General features: G+C 56.2%; 19 protein-coding genes. 13 read left to right on the top strand and 6 right to left on the bottom strand.

Translation table 11 applies throughout. From position 1 onward, the window contains the following. The first annotated feature begins 1 nt into the window (after position 1). Positions 2-2494: a class I adenylate cyclase gene (locus G462_RS0106130; protein ID WP_026958217.1), complete on the top strand. Its 2493-nt coding sequence runs from the start codon at positions 2-4 to the stop codon at positions 2492-2494. 26 nt (positions 2495-2520) lie between these two features. Here G462_RS0106130 and cyaY read toward each other — a convergent pair whose 3' ends face one another. Continuing rightward, on the bottom strand, positions 2521-2847 hold the full coding sequence (cyaY, locus tag G462_RS0106135; protein WP_342664364.1) for an iron donor protein CyaY: 327 nt from the start codon (positions 2845-2847) through the stop codon (positions 2521-2523). A gap of 86 nt (positions 2848-2933) precedes the next feature. Between cyaY and lptM the strand changes: the two genes are divergently transcribed. From lptM to G462_RS0106165, 6 genes are read left to right on the top strand one after another with little or no spacing between them, the layout of a single operon-like run. After that, positions 2934-3062 (top strand): LPS translocon maturation chaperone LptM, encoded by a 129-nt coding sequence (gene lptM, locus G462_RS24175; protein ID WP_084404954.1) that lies wholly within the window; start codon positions 2934-2936, stop codon positions 3060-3062. A gap of 27 nt (positions 3063-3089) precedes the next feature. Further along, the gene (gene lysA, locus G462_RS0106145) at positions 3090-4349 is read left to right on the top strand and encodes a diaminopimelate decarboxylase (protein WP_026958219.1); all 1260 of its coding nucleotides are present in this window, start codon (positions 3090-3092) and stop codon (positions 4347-4349) included. 2 nt (positions 4350-4351) lie between these two features. Continuing rightward, entirely contained in the window at positions 4352-5182 is an 831-nt protein-coding gene (dapF, locus tag G462_RS0106150; protein WP_026958220.1) for a diaminopimelate epimerase, read from the top strand. Beyond that, the gene (locus G462_RS0106155; RefSeq protein ID WP_026958221.1) at positions 5179-5883 is read left to right on the top strand and encodes a DUF484 family protein; all 705 of its coding nucleotides are present in this window, start codon (positions 5179-5181) and stop codon (positions 5881-5883) included. The genes dapF and G462_RS0106155 overlap by 4 nt, the downstream gene beginning before the upstream one ends. Further along, a complete protein-coding gene (gene xerC, locus G462_RS21885) occupies positions 5880-6791 on the top strand; it encodes a tyrosine recombinase XerC (protein WP_035476899.1) in 912 nt (303 codons plus the stop codon). The genes G462_RS0106155 and xerC overlap by 4 nt, the downstream gene beginning before the upstream one ends. A gap of 9 nt (positions 6792-6800) precedes the next feature. Further along, positions 6801-7499 carry an HAD-IA family hydrolase gene (locus G462_RS0106165; protein WP_026958222.1) on the top strand — a complete coding sequence of 233 codons (699 nt, stop codon included), beginning with the start codon at positions 6801-6803 and terminating at the stop codon, positions 7497-7499. A gap of 5 nt (positions 7500-7504) precedes the next feature. On the opposite strand, the gene G462_RS0106170 is transcribed toward G462_RS0106165, so the two are convergent. Together G462_RS0106170 and G462_RS0106175 are read right to left on the bottom strand one after the other, a co-directional pair. Continuing rightward, positions 7505-8275, bottom strand: coding sequence for a hypothetical protein (locus G462_RS0106170; protein ID WP_026958223.1), 771 nt, complete (start codon positions 8273-8275; stop codon positions 7505-7507). A 134-nt stretch (positions 8276-8409) separates the two neighbouring features. Beyond that, positions 8410-9606 carry a benzoate/H(+) symporter BenE family transporter gene (locus G462_RS0106175; protein ID WP_035476902.1) on the bottom strand — a complete coding sequence of 399 codons (1197 nt, stop codon included), beginning with the start codon at positions 9604-9606 and terminating at the stop codon, positions 8410-8412. Positions 9607-9784: 178 nt separating this feature from the next. Here G462_RS0106175 and G462_RS0106180 point away from each other — a divergent pair, with 178 nt between their 5' ends. Then, entirely contained in the window at positions 9785-10327 is a 543-nt protein-coding gene (locus G462_RS0106180; protein ID WP_026958225.1) for a helix-turn-helix domain-containing protein, read from the top strand. A 173-nt stretch (positions 10328-10500) separates the two neighbouring features. Then, positions 10501-10791, top strand: a complete 291-nt coding sequence (locus G462_RS0106185) for a hypothetical protein (RefSeq protein WP_026958226.1) — start codon at positions 10501-10503, stop codon at positions 10789-10791. Positions 10792-10840: 49 nt separating this feature from the next. Here G462_RS0106185 and G462_RS21890 read toward each other — a convergent pair whose 3' ends face one another. Then, the gene (locus G462_RS21890) at positions 10841-12526 is read right to left on the bottom strand and encodes a bifunctional metallophosphatase/5'-nucleotidase (RefSeq protein WP_051326567.1); all 1686 of its coding nucleotides are present in this window, start codon (positions 12524-12526) and stop codon (positions 10841-10843) included. A gap of 172 nt (positions 12527-12698) precedes the next feature. On the opposite strand from G462_RS21890, the gene uvrD reads away from it, so the two are divergent. Next, a complete protein-coding gene (gene uvrD / locus G462_RS0106195; protein WP_026958227.1) occupies positions 12699-14870 on the top strand; it encodes a DNA helicase II in 2172 nt (723 codons plus the stop codon). Positions 14871-14902: 32 nt separating this feature from the next. Here the strand turns inward: uvrD and rarD are convergent, their stop codons facing one another. Continuing rightward, positions 14903-15784, bottom strand: a complete 882-nt coding sequence (gene rarD, locus G462_RS0106200) for an EamA family transporter RarD (RefSeq protein ID WP_026958228.1) — start codon at positions 15782-15784, stop codon at positions 14903-14905. A gap of 86 nt (positions 15785-15870) precedes the next feature. Continuing rightward, complete coding sequence (locus G462_RS0106205) at positions 15871-16446, bottom strand: AbiTii domain-containing protein (protein ID WP_026958229.1); 576 nt, start codon at positions 16444-16446, stop codon at positions 15871-15873. Between the two features lie 285 nt (positions 16447-16731). On the opposite strand from G462_RS0106205, the gene G462_RS0106210 reads away from it, so the two are divergent. The 3 genes from G462_RS0106210 to recQ all read left to right on the top strand — a co-directional run bounded on the left by G462_RS0106210 (position 16732) and on the right by recQ (position 20674). Next, a complete protein-coding gene (locus tag G462_RS0106210) occupies positions 16732-17835 on the top strand; it encodes an anhydro-N-acetylmuramic acid kinase (protein WP_026958230.1) in 1104 nt (367 codons plus the stop codon). Positions 17836-17850: 15 nt separating this feature from the next. After that, positions 17851-18762, top strand: coding sequence for an N-acetylmuramic acid 6-phosphate etherase (gene murQ / locus G462_RS0106215; protein ID WP_026958231.1), 912 nt, complete (start codon positions 17851-17853; stop codon positions 18760-18762). Between the two features lie 79 nt (positions 18763-18841). Then, complete coding sequence (gene recQ / locus G462_RS0106220) at positions 18842-20674, top strand: DNA helicase RecQ (protein ID WP_051326568.1); 1833 nt, start codon at positions 18842-18844, stop codon at positions 20672-20674. The last annotated feature ends 35 nt before the right edge of the window (positions 20675-20709 follow it).

A 20709-nucleotide genomic window follows, 5' to 3' on the forward strand; every position in this document is an offset into this window, starting at 1 on the left:
CTTGCAGGAAACCATAGCAGCCCTTCTAGATAAGGCACGTCGCACTCAACAACATCGCAAACAGCTGGCATTACAAACTATGTCGGCGGAGGTGCAGCAGGTGTTTGAGTTGCTGCCTTCGATGTTGCATTACCATCACCCGAGTATCCCGGGCTTTGTCGATGGTGAGGTGCCACAAGGTATTTGCCGTTTTGAACCGACCACTCGTCACTCCATCTTCCTGCAGCAGCACTTCTTGTGTACCCCCGAGCAGCCGCAAAGCCGCGAGATCTTGGGTATCTATTCCATGGGCAGTACCGCAACCATTGGCCAGTCGCAGACCAGCGACTTGGATATTTGGGTGTGTCACGACGCCGAGATGGACGCCGAACGGGTGGAGCTGCTGCGCAGCAAGTGTGACAAAATCTCGGTGTGGGCCGACCACCAAGGGGTTGAGCTTAACTTCTTTATGGTGGCGGAGAATCAGTTCAAAACCGGCGCGATCAGTGAGCTATCTAAAGACAACTGTGGTAGCGCCCAGCACTTGCTGTTACTCGATGAGTTCTACCGCACCGCTCTGCCTTTAGCGGGTAAGAAGCTGGTGTGGTACGCGGTGCCGGCTGAGCTAGACCAAAGCTACGACAGCTTTGTGGCCGAGCAGTTTGCCGCCGGCCACTTCAACCACGAACGCTGGCTCGACCTCGGTGGCCTGGATGTGATTCCTGCCGAGGAATACTTTGGCTCTGCCCTGTGGCAGCTCTATAAAGGTATCGACTCACCTTACAAAGCGGTGCTGAAAACCCTGCTGATGGAAGCCTACTCCTCGGAGTACCCCAACACCGCGCTGTTGGCGGTCGAGGCCAAGCGCATCGCTCAGGAAGGCCGTGAGTTTGAACTCACCCAAGATGCCTACTACCTGATGCTGGCCAAGGTAACCGACTATCTGGAGTCTATCGAAGACTACCCGCGTCTCGATTTAGTGCGCCGCTGTTTTTACCTGAAGAACTCCGATAACAACCCACTGCCCAGTGACCTGCTAGAGGTACGCGCGCTTAACTGGCAGCAGCGTTTTATGGCCAAGTTGGTCAAACAGTGGGGCTGGTCGCAGAAGAAGATTGAACATCTTAACCAGCGCAGTAGCTGGAAGGTTAAAGACGTTAAAGAGGCGCACGCCGAGCTACTCGACGCCTTGATGCTCAGCTATCGCAACCTGATCCGCTTCGCCCGTCGCAATAACATCAGCGAATCGATCAACCCGGAAGACATTGGCATCCTATCGCGTAAGCTCTACGCTGCCTTTGAAAGCCTTCCCGGTAAGGTGACCCAGATTAACCCGCAGATCTCACCGGATTTGTCGGAGCCCCACCTGAGCTTTATCCACTCACCGACAGGCAGCCAATGTGGCGAAGGCTGGTATTTGTACCGCGCCCCTCTCGATGGCCATGCCCTGCGCGGCCATGTGGCCTTGGAGCACTCCAGCTATCTGGCTAAACTGGTGTCGTGGGGCTACTTCAATGAGCTCAGCACCAACCAGACCCAGCTGCATGTCTATCAGCGCGAAGGGGCGATGTGCGAGCAAAAGGTGTTGGAGTTTGACCGTGACCTACGCCGCGCCTTTCCTGTACATATCGAGGCCGCCAGCAACCTGGCCTTAACCCGTCCCTGTGAGATCCGCCACTTGGGGGTGTTCATTAACCTCGAGCAAGATCCTACGGCGCGCTGGGCCGGCAAGGTGATCGAGTTCGATGGCAATGCCACCAATATCTTCTCTTTCGGCCGCAGCGAAACCTGTCTGGTTGCCTCGGTGGACCTGGTTTATCGCAACACCTGGAATGAAATTCGTACTCTGCATTTTTCTGGCGATACCGCCGTGGTGGATGCCCTGACCACCGTGCTGGGCAAGATGCACCGCGACGCCAAAAAGCCTGAACATATCGATGTGTTCTGCTATAGCGCCCACTTTCGAGAAGAGATCTGCAGTAACTTCCAGGCGCTACTGGAAGAGTGTATCGAGAGCCGCCTGAAAGCGCGTCAGCAAAAGGCGGTGAAAACCGTGCTGCTGGGCAAAGAGAAATACGGCTTGTTTATCGAAGACCGTGGCGTATCGGTGAAGAAGCTGGATAACAGCGTGCGTTTTTACAGCGAGCTGTCGAACAACAAGCTGGAGCGCATGCCGCTGCAGCTCAACACCGGTGACAAGAAAACCGTACCCAACGTGGTTGAAGCCCACGCCAGTGAAGGCTTAGTGCAGTACTTCTTCGAGAATCTGGCGGATGGCTTCAATATCTACATCGTCGATGAGACCAACCAGATCGAGATGTACCATGAGTTTGCGGGTAGTAAGGATGAGCTGGTGCAGGGGATCAACCGCTTCTATACCACCTCATCGCGCGAGCAAGTGGGCGGTAGTGGTAATAGCCAAGCGATTAACTTCAACCTCCCTCAGTTTTACGACATCGTGGTGCGTGAAGGCCACTGGCAGGTAGAGCCGTTCCGCAGTGGTGAAGGCCGCTAACCGTCGCGGCCAAATCAACAGGCAGATTAAGCGAAGCTTAGCTCTACGCCACTTTGATCTTTGATTGACTGGCTCAGGAAGGACCAGAACTCGTTGCCGCTGCGGTTACAGATCCACTGGCTGTCGTCGCGCCACTCGAAGTGATAACCACCAAACTTGGTGGCCAGCCATAGCTGATGTAGTGGTTCTTGCTTGTTGATCACGATCTGTGAGCCGTTCTCAAACTCCAGGGTGAGCACTCCACCATTCACGTCGCATTCGATATCGAAGTCGTCACTGTCAGTGGCCAGTTCGATTTTGGCAAATGCGTCATCAATAAGTTGGTGGTAGTAGCTATCGTTCATGGCTTGCATCCTTGGTTGATCTGTAGCGATTCTGTTGCAATTCGTTGGGCGAATGCGGATTATAAGGGCATTCTAGCAATATTCATGGTTTATTCATGACAAAACAACTGATTGTGGTGTTGGCTCTGTGTTGCGGCATTATCGCCTGCGGCCAGAAGGGACCACTCTATCATCCTCCGGCGGATCAGGAAGCCCCCACCGCGCCGGACGAGCAACAACAGTAATCGACGGATTAGATACAAGGACAGCACTTGGACTTTTTTAACTACCGCCAGCAGCAACTCATGGCCGAGGATTGCTCTGTTACCGAACTGGCCGAGCGTTTTGGAACGCCTCTTTTTGTATACTCGCGCGCGACTATTGAGCGTCACTGGCGCGCCTTTGACCTGGCGGCGGCTGATCGCGAACACTTGGTGTGCTATGCGGTGAAGGCCAACTCTAACTTGGCCGTATTGAACCTGATGGCACGCATGGGCAGCGGTTTTGACATCGTCTCCGGCGGTGAGCTAGCGCGGGTGCTGGAAGCTGGTGGCGATCCGGCGAAGGTGGTGTTCTCGGGCGTGGGTAAAACCTCGCAAGAGATCGAGTATGCCCTTGAGTCCGGTATCTATTGCTTCAATGTAGAGTCTGAGCCGGAGTTAGAGCGGATCTCTGCGGTGGCTGCGCGGGTAGGCAAAACCGCCCCAATTTCGCTGCGGATCAACCCAGACATCGATGCCGGTACCCACCCTTATATCTCCACCGGTCTGAAAGAGAACAAGTTCGGCATTCCCATCGAGCGTGCGCCCGAGGTGTATCGCTTTGCGGCGAGCTTGCCCAACCTGAAGATCACTGGCCTCGATTGCCACATTGGCTCACAGCTCACCGAGCTAGAGCCCTTTGTGGAAGCCATCGATAAGCTATTGGCCTTGATTGACCGTTTGGCCGAGCAAGGCATTGTAATCGAGCACTTAGACGTCGGTGGCGGTCTTGGCGTGAGCTATGATGACGAGCAACCGCCGCAGCCAGCCGAGTATGCACAGGCCTTGGCCGAGCGTTTGGGCGAGCGACCCCTCAAGCTTATCTTCGAGCCGGGCCGCGCGATTATGGCCAACGCTGGCATCATGCTGACTCAGGTAGAGTTCCTCAAGCCCACCGAAACCAAAAACTTCGCCATTGTTGATGCGGCGATGAACGATCTGATCCGTCCATCGCTGTATTCGGCCTGGCAGGCGATTGTGCCAGTGCTGCAGCGCCCGGAACTCACTAGCGCGGAGTACGATGTGGTGGGGCCGGTCTGTGAGACTGGTGACTTTTTAGGCAAACAGCGTGAATTGGCCATCGAGCAAGGCGATTATCTGGCAGTGCGCTCCGCTGGTGCCTATGGTTTTAGCATGAGCTCTAACTACAACTCGCGCCCACGCGCTGCCGAAGTCATGGTGGATGGCGACCAAGCCCATCTGATCCGAGCTCGGGAAAGCTTGCAGCAACTTTGGCAAGGAGAAGCCTGCTTACCTGAGGACCAAGGCTAACGATGCTGGTTAATTTTTCGAAAATGCACGGTTTAGGCAACGACTTTATGGTGATCGATAACGTCACCCAGAACCTGTTTTTCAACAACGATGCGATCGCCCGCTTGGCCGATCGCAACCGTGGTATCGGCTTTGACCAAATGCTAGTGGTCGAGCCGCCCTACGACCCGGATCTGGACTTTCACTACCGTATCTTCAATGCCGATGGCAGCGAGGTGGAACAGTGTGGCAACGGCGCCCGCTGTTTTGCTCGGTTTGTGCAACACCAAGGGCTGACCAACAAGAAACGCATCGCGGTTAGCACCAAGTCGGGCAACATCGTGCTGCATGTTGAGCAAGACGGTCAGGTGTCGGTCAATATGGGGATCCCCGAGTTTGAACCCTCGCGGGTACCGTTTAAGGCAAAAAAAGCCGAGGGCACCTATATCCTGCGCACCCAAGAGCAGACTGTGATGTGCGGAGTGGTGTCGATGGGGAATCCCCACTGCGTTATCGATGTCGACAATATCAAGCAAGCGCCGCTGGAGACGCTGGGTAAAACCCTGGAGAGCCACGAACGCTTCCCTAAGCGGGTGAACGTCGGCTTTATGCAGGTGTTGGATCGCCACAATATCAAGCTGCGGGTGTATGAGCGCGGCGTGGGGGAAACCCAGGCCTGCGGTACCGGTGCCTGTGCAGCCATGGTGATTGGCCGCCAACAAGGTAAACTGGCCGACAAAGTGACCGTTGAGCTGCCCGGTGGCAAGCTCAAGATCTTCTGGCAGGGTCCCGGCAAGCCGGTCAAGATGACCGGTCCCGCAGAGCACGTCTTCGATGGACAAGTGAAGTTATGAGCGATTTCGATCTCAGTCAGCCGCTGCTGACCAACGAAACCCTGATTGGCGAGTATCTCCAGGATAACCCGGACTTCTTTGCTCGCCATCCGCATCTGGTTAAACAGCTGCGGGTACCGCATAGCGAGCGCGGTGCGGTGTCGTTGGTGGAGCTGCAAGTTCAACAGCTGCGCAGCAAGGTAGCCAATCTCGAACAAGAGATTACCGATCTGATGACGGTAGCCAGCCACAACGAACGCATCTTTAAGGCCTATGTCGACTTATTGCCGCCGCTGCTGGCCTGCGATTCTTTCGCCGAGCTGCAGCATCGGCTGCGCCGGGCGATTGTTGATGGCTTGGGAGTTAGCCAAGTCAGTCTGAGATTGAATCAGGATTACTTCGATTTAAGTGAAAACGCTAGCGAATGCGCCCTCGACGAAGAGCGTCTGCAGCGCTTTCGGGTGACTCGTCTAGGCGAGGAACCGCACTACTTTGGCCGCCTTAGCAAAGGTGAGATCGAGCTAATGTTCGACTCTCACGACCAAGTCTCCTCCGTGGCGGTGGTGCCACTGGGCTCACAGGCTGAGCAGGGCTTTTTCCTGGCTGCCAGTAAAGATGCCGATCATTACGTGGAAGGGATGGACAGCCTGCTGCTGACCCAACTCTGCCAAGTGGTGAGCGGCTTGCTGCTGCGCCTGCTGCCATTGCGTGACGAGCTGTGAGCGAGGCCTTCGAGCTCCCACTAGAGCGCTATTTGCGCCACCTGGAAGTCGAGCGCCGCTATAGCCCGGCCACTCTCAACAACTATCATCGCGCCCTTCACCAACTCAAAGACTATCTTCTCGCTGCTGGCTACCAAGGCTGGACCGAGTTAGATACCGACGCCGTCCGGCTGCTATTGCTGCGGCTCAAGTCCCGTGGGCTAGCGCCGCGTTCAATGGGGCATCGCTTGTCTTGCCTGCGCAGTTTTTGCGAGTACATGGTGCTGCGTGGTGAGCTGGCCTATAACCCGGCTAAGGCAGTCGCCTCCCCCAAGCTGGATAAGCCGCTGCCGAAGAATTTGGATGTGGACTCGGTTACCCAGTTGGTCAATCACGAGGGCGATGAGCTGTTAACCAGTCGCGATCTGGCGATGATAGAGCTGTTCTATGCCAGCGGGCTGCGTTTGGCGGAGCTGGTGTCTTTGAATGTCAGTGATGTCGATTTCAGTCAAAGCATGCTCAAGGTAACGGGTAAGGGTAATAAGCAGCGATTGGTGCCTTTTGGCAGCAAGGCGGCACAGGCGCTGAAGAACTGGCTGGCGATGCGTAAGGCCTTGATCTTTGACGATAGCAGCGAGCCGGCGTTGTTTGTCAGCAAACGACAGCGGCGGATCAGCCCGCGCAATGTCCAACAACGTCTCAAGCGTTGGGCGCTGCAGCAGGGGCTGGGGCAGAACCTGCACCCGCATAAACTGCGTCACTCCTTTGCAACCCATATGCTGGAAAGCTCGGGCGATCTGCGAGCGGTACAAGAGCTGCTGGGTCATGCCGATCTCTCCACCACTCAGGTCTATACCCATCTGGATTTTGCTCACTTGGCCAAGATCTACGACAGCGCCCACCCTCGCGCTAAACGCAAACCCGATTAAGGTGAAGTTATGAGATTCTATCGCGCCTGGCAGCGCCCTCTGGCATTGTCGTTTGACCTGGACGACACGCTGTACGATAACGGGCCCTACATTGAGCGCGCCGAAGCATGGCTGATGGCGCAGCTCAAACAACGCCCTGAGACGGCCAACCTTACCGCTCATCATTGGCGCAGCTACAAGCAACGGGTGACCCGCGCCGAGCCGATCCTCAAACACGATGTCACCGCCTGTCGCGAAGCGTGGGTGAGTCTGGCGTTTGAAGAGCTGGGGGTGAGCAATCATGCCAGCGAAGCCAAGGCGCTGGTTGAGCGCTTTGTTGCAGTGCGCAGCGACTTTCAAGTGCCAGCAGAGAGCTTGGCATTACTACAGCAGCTGGCTGAGCGCTATCGGCTGGTGGCGATCACCAATGGCAATGTGGATCTGCAGCAAATAGGCCTTGGCGATATCTTCGAGTTCAGTCTGCGGGCGGGAGAAGGTGGCTACAAAGCCAAGCCGGCAGGCGATTTGTTCCAGTTGGCCGCTGAACGCTTAGCGCTGGCGCCCAATGAGATCGCCCATATTGGCGACCATCCGGTGAGTGACGTGAGTGGCGCGGTGCGGGCAGGCTTTAAAACCGTGTGGCTCAACCCACAGCCACACCAACCAGCGACTAGACACCTGCCAGATGTGGAAATCCACCATCTGCAGGCGCTAGCTGAGATTCTCTAACGAGATTACTTGCTGCGGCGTAGCTGGCGAGTGCGCAGTGCCAGTAGTAGCAACACCGAACCGAACAAGCCAAGGCGAAGTGGCTCATTGACGCTGTAGTAGACGTTGTCGATGGCCGCTGAGCCGCCAAACACAAAGTCCACTTGGGTCACCGAACCAAAGCCTGCAAGGTCGATGGGGGCGATGCGGTTCACCGAGTTATTACCGAACACGGCATTGTTGATGCCATCGCCGACCAGGCTGCCAAAGCCGATGCGGCCCAGCTCATTACCCACCTCATCGAACAGCAAGGCAACGTAGCCAGCATCGTCGTTGTACTCTTCCGGGCCTTCCACGTCGATAAGGTCGAAGCCAAGCTCGCTGATGGCATTATCGAAGCTGAAGCTCAGGATGCCTGCCGGGCGGGTGCCCTCGTCGTCTGGGCTAGAGCAGATGCCGCTGGCGCAATCGCGGTTGTTCTCTTGGATAATCAGCACGCCACCCATAAATAGCTCACTGGTGTCGCCTAGATTGCCAGCGCCCCAGTTAGGGCCGATCAGGTCCGGGTCTTCATTGCTTATGCCCGCAGCATCGCCGACCCGCGGTTGGGTATCGTAGACCACGGCATGGTCGTCGGCGTTGGGGTCATAGTTATCCGCCGAGATGGTGACACCGGCGTACTGGTCGGTGATTACCTGGCCATGGGCAAACTCGTCAAAAGTAAGCAGGTTGGCGGTTGCGGTGTAGCTGAGTCCGGCCATGCCGGCGGCAAGTAGTAGGCGTCGATATCCAAGCATATTTTTCATTAGGTCATTAGCTCTAAAAAGTCTCCACTGACTAAAGCAAAAGTCACGCCATTATAAAATGCCTTTATTATCAACATCTTAAATATGCAGTTATTCTTGGTTGTAAATTTATCTGACAAAAATACCTAGTTGGGGTCAGCTTGGACGGCTTTGATCTGCTGCAGTCGCAGGTTGAGCAAGCGGTCTACCAGCACACCTAGCAGTAGCCCCCAGAACGGAGCGCCGACTCCCCACCAGCCAAAGCCCGCCGCGGTCACTAAGAAGCAAACCAATGCCCCTTCCCGACCTTTCGGCTCAGCTAAGGCGCTGTGCAGGCTATTGGCAATGGTCGATAGTAAGCCAAATGCGGCCAGCGCGATGATCAAGGCCTGCGGGCAGATCGCCACCAATGCGATCAGCAGGCTGCCCATGAGTCCGGCGATGAGGTAGATCACCCCTGCCCAGATGGTGACCTGGTAGCGCTTATCCTTATTGGCCTCCACCTGCGGGTTCATGCAAATGGCGGCCGTGATGGAAGACAAGCCAAACGAAAAGCAGCCAAAGGGGGCGGTTAGCAAGTTAACCCAAGCGCAGTGGCCCAGTAAGCGCGACACCGGAGCCTTGAAGCCATGGGCCTGCATCACTGCCAGACCTGCAATGTTTTGAGAGCTGAGGGTGACTAAGAACAGTGGAAAGCCAACCCCGAGCAGCAAATCAAAAGAGAACTCCGGCGACTGCCAGTACAGCGTGGGCGCTGACCAGCTAAGCGGCTGGCTTTGGTACAAGTCGAGCTGAAAGCTAAGCAGCAGGCCACAGAGCAGCACCAAGGGCATGGTATAGGTAGCTAACCAGCGCTTGGCCACGATGTAGGTCACGAGCATCCCACCCAGTAGCAGCGGGGTTTGCTCCACATAGCCGGTTATCTTGATGGTAATGGATACCAGCACGCCGGCGAGCATGCCGGCGGCAATGTGCTTAGGGATCCAGCGTTGCACCTTGGCCATACCGCCACTAACCGCCAGCAACAGCGACAAGGCAGCAGCAAACAAGAAGCAGCCCACCGTTTGGGCAGGCGTTGCATCGCCAAGGCTGCTGGCTAGCAAGGCGGCACCGGGCGTCGACCACGCGGTAAGTACCGGCATCTTGTAGCGCCACGATAGGCCGATACTGGTCAGCCCCATCACCAAGCCCAGACTCACTAACCAGGAACCGAGCCACTGAGAGTCTGCGCCCGCAGCTTCGGCAGCCTGTATCACAATGGCAATCGCGCTGGCATAGCCGACCAAGGCGGCGATAAATCCGGTGCTCAGATGAGCGAGACGAAATCGTGGCAGACTGAACATAGTACTTCCTTGTTATCCGGCTATCGGCTAATGTGCGTTATAGCGCACGAATAAACACAGCTTAGCACCTGTGCGTTATAGCGCACAAGCCGAAGATGCAGTGAAAAAAGCAGCAGAGAGCAGCAGCAAAGTGCAAAGGCGCAACTAAGCGATGTAGAGCGAAACGGGTAGAGTAGTGATGCAAGAGTTTGATAGTCAGCTGGGTGAGAAGCTGCGGGCGATCCGCCGCGAGCTGGGTTGGAGTTTGGATACTGCCGCCAAGCACACCGGCGTGTCGAAGGCCATGCTGGGGCAGATCGAACGGGGCGAATCTAGCCCGACGGTGGCGCGAATGTGGAAGATTGCCACCGGCATGCAGCGCCCGCTCACCGCGTTTCTGGATATGTCGGCCACCTTGCCAGAAGACCCGGCATTGCTTAGTCAGGACGTGCGCCCCGGCGATCTGAGCTACCAGGTTCTGCTGCCCTTCGACCCGACGTTTGGCTTTGAGTTGTTTGCTATTGGTATGACCCCCGGGCAGCAACACTTGTCCGAAGCCCACGACCACGGTGTGACCGAACACGTGACCGTGATCCAAGGAGAACTGGAGATCTTGATTGATCAACAGTGGCTTACTTTAAAGCAAGGGGAGGTGTACCGTTTTGCTGCCAACCGCCCCCATGGCTATCGAAACACAAGTGAGAATTCGTTGCTGTTTCATAACCTTATTCACTATCAATAAAAAACTGTATAAGTGGCGTGACAGCCTAAACAAAATAAGAGAGATAAAATAAATTTGCTCTCAGTTAGCCCTATTGAGTCTTTCCTATAATTGTCCGGAAGGTCTCTCGACCTCGCTAAACGGTAATCGGTCTACATGGCCGGGTGACAACTTTAATTAGCTAGGAGGGCAATATGTTAGTCACATACAAGCACTACACCTTGCCGCAAGATCATGTACATGCACACGTGGCATTTACCCCGCTGGGCGAGCTGGATGTGTTGCTGGAAGAGCAGCAGCAAGTGCTACACGCCGAATTTGAGCTGCTTACCTTTACCAGCGACGCCAAGCTGCAATGCTTTGATTCAACCCAGCATCAGCATGTTGAGTGGCAGGTGCAACTCAACCCCAATGATGCCAAAGAACTGATGTTCGCGATTCAGGATGCTCAAGAGGAGTTTGAAATACTAATGCGTGATCTTTAGTACCACCAAAACCCAGCCCATACCCCCAGAACCAACCCATCAGCCACCGTTATGCGGTGGCTGATTGATTACCAAAGATCTCAAAGGCGAACTCAGCGAAGGCATCGCTCATGGTATAACCCAGCTCGTGGTGCTGCCCACTGCGTGTCAGCATGGAGTAGCCTTCTTTGCCTGCCAGGGTATAAGCCGATGAAACGCCGCGATATTGACTGTCGCTGCAAACCGCTTGCCACTCTCCATCGCGATAGAGCTGAAGCCTTTGGACCCGCTCACCTGCGAGATTATCTGGCTCATAGTGAAAACGCAGGCGATAGCAGTAAGGGTAGCTACCATCGCCGCTGCCAATGACGCCGTTATTAAAGGCGTTGTTGAGCGCGCCTTCCAAGGCCTGGCGCAAGTCCTTGCCTTTGATGTTGTAGGCCACAATTGGGATCTGGAAGGGCAGCAAACGCCCATGAACTTCGGCCAGAGTCAGCGGTCCGGCTTTCAGCGATACCCGAACACCCCCTGCGTTATGCAGGGCGAAGTCGATCTCACCTTGGGTCTGGGCCGCCAGATAGAACGCTTTGCACACCAGCGGGGCGATCTCACTGCCCGCTGGGAACTGTTCATTGGGCAGGCGGGTGTGGATCAGCGGCCAAGGCAGCTCGGCGATCTGCTGGCTGTGCATCGCTTCGATGGCTGGGCGATATTCCCGGGCAATCAGGGTTTCCATGGCCGCTTGCCGTGGCACGCGCAGCAGCTGTGGGTGGTCGACGATGGCTTGCTTAAGCTGGCTACGCTCTACGCCACTGATAGTTGCGGGAACGCCGAGGTTATCGCTATCGACCAGAAATTTTACCCCGCCCTCAAGCTGTTGAACCTGACCGTCTTGGTCAAAACGCAGCTGGAACAGCCCAATGGATTCGGCGTGCTGGCCGGCATGTAGGATCAAGCTGCCGTTGGGGCGATGGTTGATATCTTCGGCCTTGGCCACGTTCAGGCCTGCAAAGTCGCCGCTGATGCTATGGGTATGCCCACCAACAATGAGGCTGATGCCGGGGACGGCTTCGGCCAGTGCAACATCGCCGGCGTAGCCCAAATGACTCAACACGATAATGCGGTGTATGCCCTGCTGTTTAAGGTGCTTGACCGTGGTGCGAGTGGTCTCGATGGCATCGACGAACAGGCAGTCCGGATCCGGGCTGCCAATGCTGGGCATGCTATCCAGGGTGATACCGAAGATCGCCAATGGTGCCTCACCCATGGACTTAAGCAGGTATTGGGCGATGCCCTTCTCGCTGTTGTAGCTGTAGAGATTCTCCAGCGGGCGCATCGGGTGAGATTTACTTTGGTTCTCTTGGCTGAGATCCATATTGCCTGCCAGCAAGGGAAAATCGGCTTCGGCGATAAACTCCTGCAGAGGATCGTTGCCCAGATCAAACTCGTGATTGCCAATGGTCATGGCATCTGGGCGCAGCATATTCAGCAGGCGCGAGTTAGCGCGCCCTTTGTAGCAGCTAAAATAGAGACTCCCCTGAAAGCTGTCGCCAGCATGCAATAGCAGATGTGGGCTGTGCTGCTCGGCGGCATTCTCGCGGTGCTCGGCTACCGCGCTGGCGATCTGCGCATAGCCACCACAATCGATGGTGTAAGGCTTGCTTTGCTGGTCAATATCGAAACTCAGGTTTACCGGGCTGGGATCAAAGTGCGAATGGGTGTCATTGATGTGGGCCAGATGAAGGGTATCGCTCATAGATTCTCCGAAAAGCGCTTAACGCCAACATATTATAGTGAGATTGATCACATAGAGCTGCAAGTTTTGCTCGTGAGCCAGTAACAGAGGGTGTAGAAACTTTGCCCGTGACCCCATCGGGTACCTGTTATAATATACAGTCTTTTCCTGAACACCTGCCGAAGAGACTTTGATGGATATTTCACTGCTGTTAGATGGGCTGAACGATAAGCAGCGCGAAGCTGTTGCAGCTCCGCCTTCCAACATACTGGTACTGGCCGGTGCCGGCAGTGGTAAGACTCGGGTGTTAGTTCATCGAATCGCCTGGTTGATGCAGGTTGAGCACAACTCGCCCCTTTCGGTACTGGCGGTAACCTTTACCAACAAGGCCGCGGCCGAGATGCGCTCGCGGGTCGAGCGTTTGTTAGGTGGGCGCTTTCAGGGCATGTGGCTGGGCACCTTCCACTCCTTGGCGCACCGTTTGCTGCGTGCCCACCACCGTGATGCAGGCTTGCCAGAGGATTTTCAGATCCTCGACTCCGACGATCAATACCGCTTGCTACGCCGCATCATCAAGGCGATGAATCTTGATGAAAAGCAGTGGCCACCCAAGCAGATCCAGTGGTACATCAATGCCCGCAAAGACGAAGGACTGCGCCCGGATCATGTGGATTACAGCCATAACCCGGTAGAGCGCACCTATGTGGAAGTGTATAAGGCCTATCAGGAAGCCTGCGACCGGGCTGGGCTGGTGGATTTTGCCGAGCTGTTGCTGCGCGCCCACGAGCTGTGGCTAAAGCAGCCGCATATCCTGCAGCACTACCAGCGTCGCTTCCGCCATATCTTGGTGGACGAATTCCAGGATACCAATACCATCCAATACGCTTGGCTTCGGATGCTGGTCACCGATGAAAACAACATCATGATCGTGGGCGACGACGACCAGAGTATCTACGGCTGGCGTGGGGCTAAGATCGAGAACATTCAACGCTTTGAAGAAGATGTACCCAAGGTGAGCACCATCCGCTTGGAGCAGAACTACCGCTCCAGCGCGACCATCCTTAAGGCCTCCAACCAGTTAATCGAGAATAACCAAGGGCGCATGGGCAAGAGCCTGTGGACTGAAGGGCAAGAGGGCGAGAAGATCTCGGTCTACACCGCCTTCAACGATATTGACGAGGCGCGCTTTGTGGTGGCGCGGATCCAGCAGCGTCTCGAGCAAGGCACTGGGCTGTCGGATTGCGCCATTCTGTATCGGAACAACGCCCAGTCGCGGGTCTTGGAAGAAGCTTTAATGCAAGAGCGCATGGCCTATCGCATCTACGGTGGCCTGCGCTTCTTCGAGCGCCAAGAGATTAAAGATGCGCTGGCCTATATGCGTCTGGTCAGCAATGCCCACGACGACACCTCGTTTGAGCGGGTGGTCAACACCCCGGCGCGGGGCATTGGTCAGCGCACCATCGAGCTGTTGCGCCAAAGTGCGCGCGAGATGCAGCTGAGTATGTGGCAGGCGGCCCATCACTGTGTCGAGCACAAGATTCTGCCCGGGCGCGCGGCGAACGCGGTGGGGCTGTTCCTCCAGCTTATCCATAACCTGGCGGAGTCGACCCGCGATCTCGACTTGCATGAGCTGTGCGACCAAGTGATTAAAGGCTCTGGCCTACTGGCCATGTACCAAGCCGAAAAGGGCGAGAAGGCGCAGGCGCGGGTGGAGAACCTCGAGGAGCTGGTCAATGCGACGCAGCAGTTCTCGCCGTCGGAAGAAGACGAAGATATGTCGCCACTGCTGGCATTCTTGTCGCACGCTGCGCTGGAGGCAGGCGACAATCAAGCCGAGGCCGATCAGGATGCGGTGCAACTGATGACCCTGCACAGTGCCAAAGGTCTGGAGTTCCCGGTGGTGTTTATGGTCGGTCTGGAAGAGGGCATGTTCCCCAGCCAGCAGTCCAGCGAAGAGAGTGGCCGCCTCGAGGAAGAACGCCGCTTATGCTACGTGGGCATGACCCGGGCGATGGAGAAGCTGTTCCTCTGTCATGCCGAGAGTCGCCGTTTATACGGCAAAGAGGCGCTGCATCCGCCGTCGCGTTTCCTGCGCGAACTGCCGGCCGATTGCCTGGATGAAATCCGCCTCAATACCAATATCAGCCGTCCGATGCAGCAAGGGCGCTTTTCGCCGCAGCTGCAGCAAGCCGCCTTCGCCGATAGTGGCTTTAGCTTGGGTCAGCGGGTGATGCATCCGAAATTTGGTGAGGGGATCGTGCTTAACTTTGAAGGCAGCGGTGCCCAAAGTCGGGTACAGGTGCAGTTTGAGCAGGCGGGCAGTAAGTGGCTGGTGGTCGCTTATGCCCGGCTGGAGGCGCTTTAGCGCCCCTCTTTTCTCGCTAAGCGCCTGCTTAGTTATGCCTTGCGTTGGTGTTGGTAGGCATCCCAGCTAAACACCACCAAGGCGCACCAGATAAAGCCGAAGGTAATCATCTTACTCAGCACCAGTGGCTCGTCGTAGATCCCAACCGCCAAGGCGAACATCATCGATGGGCCGATGTACTGGAAGAAGCCGATAGTCGACAGCCTTAGGCGGGTTGCTGCGGCGGCAAAGGCCAGCAGCGGCAAGGTAGTCACCACCCCAGCGCTCAGCAGCAAGCCGTTCAGCTGCCAAGGGTTGTTGCTAAGTGTGGTACTGGGGCTATCGCTCATCAGCAGGAAACCCACCGCGACCGGAAATAACCACAAGGTCTCTATAAACAGACCGGGCAGCGCCCCCAGATTCACCTTCTTACGTAGCAGACCATACAAGCCAAAGCTGCTGGCCAGTGATAGCGCAATCCAAGGCAGTGAGCCAAAGGCGATGATCTGAATCGCCACGCCAGCCCCTGCCAAGCCAATCGCCAGCCACTGACGGCGGCGGAAGCGCTCGCCCAAGAACAGCATCCCCAGCACGATGTTAAACAGCGGATTGATGTAATAGCCGAGGCTGGCGTCGAGCATCCGATTATTGGCCACCGACCAGATAAATATCAGCCAGTTACAGGCAACTAGCAGTGAAGTCGCTATCAGAATAAGCCGCTGCTTGGGGTGCTTGAGTACCGCCACCACCGCATGCCACTGGCGACTGATAAACAGCAATACCACCAATAACACGCAGGACCAGAGCACCCGATGCGCCAAGATCTCCAGCGGCGGAACCACGGAGACAGACTTAAAATAGATCGGGGCGATACCCCAAATGATGTAGGCCGCCAGGGCGTACAACACCCCTTGGCGAGTGGCATTTTCAGGCATGGGAATAGGTCTTGGTCAACAAGGCCTTAGTTTATCAGTCTGTGAGCTGGCTCACTAGATGATCACCACTGGGTTAGGCAATAAACTCAGTGATTATGGCTTTGGTGGTGCCAAGCATCGATAAGATAGGGCAGCGGTTTGGCGCGCAGATCCAGTAAGCGTTCCATCTTGTCACAAAACTCGTGGTGCCCTCGGGCCAAGTGCCACAGATGGCCTAAGGCGCCGTCGACCAAACGCTTGCCTATCGGTGCTTGATGGCTTTGCCACGCTTGAATACAGCGATAGCCGGGGATCAGCTCGCGTGAGTAGCTGGCCAGTATTGAAGTGGGCCAGTTGCGTTTGATCTCGCGGGGTTTCTCCAGATAGTAGGCCATGGGGCGGCGCAGGTAGAGGTGGCATAGCCGTCCGCGGTCCCGTTCGCTCAGGCAGTCGCTGTGGATCTCTTCGAAATGCTGCTGATCACTGCCGTCTTTGAGGAAGATGCCGAACAGCTGGCAATCCAGCAGGCGGTAGTCAGGGTAGTCTGCAAAATCGCCGTAGCCGCCGAGTTCATGTTTAAGCCAGCTAGCGATATCGTCTAGTTGATACTGCTCCGCCAGATGAATAGCTTGGCTGAGGATAGGTTCGACATGGCGAGGGGCCAACTCCATGGTCTGATTCACGGTATCCTTCCTTGCGGGTAAGCGGATAGTAATTATACGCCCTAAATTGAATAAATATTAGTCAGGATTTCGATTAAGTGAACTCGCTAAGCTATTGATGATATTGGGAAGATTAAATTCCACCCAAGAAATAAATCTTCCATGTATTCAGTGTAAACCCTCGGTAAAATGGTTTATTCACCGCCTGATTTTGCCTAAGCTAGCCCAGCAGCCTGCTCGGACTGCGTCCTTCACGTTGCCTGGCGAGCGGCAGGCAATCGGAAGACTAACAACGAGGAGTTACGCGTGGAGCACTATATCGGCTTAATGTCTGGCACCAGTATGGATGGCGTGGATGCGGTGTTGGTCGCCATCGACGCCCAGCACTGTCAGCTGCTGCAGCAACGCGCCCACCCTATGCCACCCTCCTTGAAAGCCGATCTACTGGCGGTGAATCAGGGCCAGCCCACCAGTTTAAAAGCGATTGGCGAACTGGATCATCGGCTCGGTCTGCTGTTTGCCGAGGCCGTTAACGCTCTGCTCGATGAATCAGCCATAGCCGCCAAGGATGTCCGCGCCATTGGCAGCCATGGGCAAACGGTGTTTCACCAGCCCACCGGCGAGTACCCGTTCACCCTGCAACTGGGCGATGCCAACCTGATTGCAGCGCACACCGGGGTGGCCACGGTGGCCGATTTTCGGCGCTTGGATATGGCCTTTGGTGGTCAAGGCGCGCCGCTGGTTCCCGCCTTCCATCAACAGATGTTTCCGGTAAGTAGTTCAACGCGGGTGATCGTCAACCTTGGCGGCATTGCCAACATCACGGTGCTGCAAGCCGATGGTAGCTGTATTGGCTACGATACCGGCCCGGCCAATATGCTGCTGGATGCGTGGATCGCTGAGCAGCGAGGTCTTCGCTTTGATCGCGATGGCGCATGGGCAGCACAAGGCCAAGCGCTGCCGGAGTTACTGGCCAAGATGCTGGCCGAACCCTACTTTAAACAGCCTGCGCCCAAAAGTACCGGGCGAGAGCTGTTCAACCTATCGTGGCTAGCATCGCTAATCGGCGATGCGCACCATGCCCCCGAAGATGTACAAGCAACACTGCTGGAACTGACGGTTACCAGCTTGGCCGAGCAACTACGCATGCACGGCCAAGGAGAGCAGCCTGAGCTGGTGGTCTGCGGCGGCGGCGCGCAAAACGCGTATCTGCAGCAGCAGCTCGGCCAAGCGCTGCCTGACTGGCAGCTTCGCAGCAGCGCCGATTATGGTATCGACCCCGATAACCTGGAGGCGATTGCATTTGCCTGGCTGGCTTATCGGCGCATTCATAATCTACCCAGCAACCTACCGGCGGTGACCGGCGCGAGCCGAACAGTCAGCTTGGGTGCCATCTACCCTGCCCCTTAATCTGGATATCAAGCAATGAGTGAACTACTAAACCAACTGGCCAGCCTGGTCTCGGAAGGCCGCAACCCAGAGACCATGGATATCGACCAGCTTGATAGCTTGGCCTTGGTGAGCAAACTGAATCAGCAGGATCGCGGCGTGGCCGATGCGGTGGCCCAGTGCCTGCCAGCCATCGCTGAGGCGGTGGATAAAATCACCGAGGCTTTTCGCTGTGGTGGTCGCCTGATCTATATCGGCGCGGGAACCTCGGGGCGGCTGGGGGTGTTGGATGCATCAGAATGTCCGCCTACTTTTGGGGTGGATGAAAACACCGTGATTGGCCTGATAGCCGGTGGCGAACAGGCGATGTTTCGTGCTCAGGAAGGGGCCGAAGATAGCCTAACTTTGGCACAGTCCGATCTGCAGGCTATCGCTTTGACTGGCGATGACGTGCTTGTGGGGATCGCCGCCAGCGGGCGTACTCCCTATGTGTTGGGCGGTCTGGCCTACGCTGAATCACTCGGCGCCACCACCGTGGCACTGAGCTGTAACCCTGACTCGGCGATTGCCGATGCGGCCGCTATCAGTATTGCGCCAGTGGTCGGCCCCGAGGCGCTCACCGGCTCTACCCGCCTAAAAGCTGGCACCGCCCAAAAGCTGGTTCTGAACATGTTGAGCACCGCCAGCATGATCCGCTGGGGCAAGAGCTATCAAAACCTGATGGTCGATCTCAAGGCCACCAACGAGAAGCTGCAAGCGCGCGCCCAGCGCATTGTGATGCAGGCGTGCCAGTGCCCCGAGGGGCAAGCTTACGTGCTGCTTGAGCAAGCACAGTTTGATACCAAGCTGGCAATTATGATTGGTCTCAGTGGCTTAGCGCCGAGTGAAGCGAAAGTACTACTGGCGAACAATCACGGCGTGATCCGTCAGGCGCTGAGATCGAACTAAGCGGGGCCAAAACCGCCTAAATAAAAATTATTCCACATCGCCCCAGCGCGCCTAGGCAAGCGGCTGGGCAGTGGGTAAAATGGCCCACCTTTTGAGTGATGTCCGAGATAACCTGACCGTGAGTTCCCCCGCTGCTGCCTTGCAAATCCTGCGCGAAGTGTTCGGCTACGAACAGTTTCGTCGTGGTCAGGAGGCAGTGATCAGCGCCATCCTGCAAGGCCAAGACTCACTGGTGATTATGCCCACCGGTGGTGGCAAGTCGCTGTGTTATCAGGTGCCGGCATTACTACAACCTGGGCTGACCGTAGTCGTCTCACCACTGATATCGCTGATGAAGGATCAGGTCGATAGCATGCTCGCCAACGGCGTTAGTGCCGCCTACCTAAACTCCAGCCTCACCCGCGAGCAGCAAAGTGCGGTGTATAGCCAGCTCTATCATGGCCAGCTCAAGCTGCTGTATATCTCGCCAGAGCGGCTGCTAGGTGGTGACTTTCTTGAGTACCTAAGCAGCTGGCAGCCAAGCCTGTTTGCCATCGATGAAGCCCACTGTATCTCCCAATGGGGCCACGATTTTCGCCCTGAATATGCCGATTTGGGTGGGCTGAAACAGCGCTTCCCCAATGTGCCGGTGGTCGCCTTGACCGCCACCGCTGATGAAGCGACGCGCCAAGACATCCTGCAGCGTTTGCAGCTAAATCAACCGTTTATCCAGCTATCCAGCTTTGACCGGCCGAATATTCGTTACACCCTGCAAGAGAAGTATCGCCCCTGGCAGCAGCTGCTTGGCTATGTACGCTGTCAGGAAGAAAACGCCGGCATCGTCTATTGCGGCAGCCGTAAACGGGTGGAAGAGCTGGCAGAAAAGCTACAGCAAGAGGGCTTTCGCGCCGCCGCCTACCATGCCGGGCTGCCGCTAGAGCTGCGCCGCTCGGTGCAAGAGCAGTTTCAGGCCGATGAGCTGCAGCTGGTGGTGGCCACGGTTGCCTTTGGTATGGGCATCGACAAGCCTAATGTACGCTATGTCTTTCACTACGACCTGCCGCGCAATATCGAAGCCTACTATCAGGAAACCGGCCGCGCCGGTCGTGACGGCTTAGAGGCCGAAGCTGTGTTGCTGTATGGCTCCGACAGCACCGGCTGGGTGCGCCGGATGATCGACGAGCAGGAAAACGAGCAACAGCGGCAAGTCGAGAGCCACAAGTTTAACGCCATGGTGGCCTTTGCTGAGGCACTTACCTGTCGCCGCCAGGTGTTGCTCAACTACTTTGACGAGTACCACTCCAAGCCCTGTGGAAACTGCGATGTCTGCCTCGACCCACCCAAGCGCTACGACGGATTGGAAGATGCGCAAAAGGCGCTGTCCTGTGTTTATCGCCTTGGCCAGCGCTTTGGCATTGGTTATGTGGTCGAGGTGCTGCGCGGCAGCCAAGGTCAGCGGGTACTAGAGCAGGGCCACCACAAGCTGAGCACTCACGGCATTGGCAAGGATAAGAGTCATGACCATTGGGTGAGTGTATTGCGCCAGCTTATTCACCTTGGCCTGCTCAATCAGAATATTGTGCAAAGCTCAACCTTGCAGCTCACCGAGGCGGCGCGGCCAATCCTCAAGGCCGAAGACGCCCTCGAGCTGGCGGTGCCGCGTTTGAACATCACCAGCAAACGCAGCTCACCAGCGCTGTCGATGAACTACGATAAACGTTTGATGGCGATGCTGCGTAACCTCAGAAAGCGCTTGGCCGAAGAAGAAGAGCTCAAGCCGTTTATGGTGTTCAATGACAAGAGCTTGATAGAGATGGCCGAGCTACAGCCGCAAACCCGCCATGAGTTCTTGGCCATCAGCGGTGTCGGCCTGAAAAAGCTAGAGCGCTATGGCGATGAATTTATGGCGCTGATTAGCCGTTACAACCAATAACCGAATGATTGGCTAAGCCCGTTACGCGCTAGCCC

Origin of the sequence: Aliagarivorans taiwanensis DSM 22990, from assembly GCF_000429505.1 — a bacterium.
In the GTDB taxonomy this organism is placed as follows: Bacteria; Pseudomonadota; Gammaproteobacteria; order Enterobacterales; family Celerinatantimonadaceae; genus Aliagarivorans; species Aliagarivorans taiwanensis.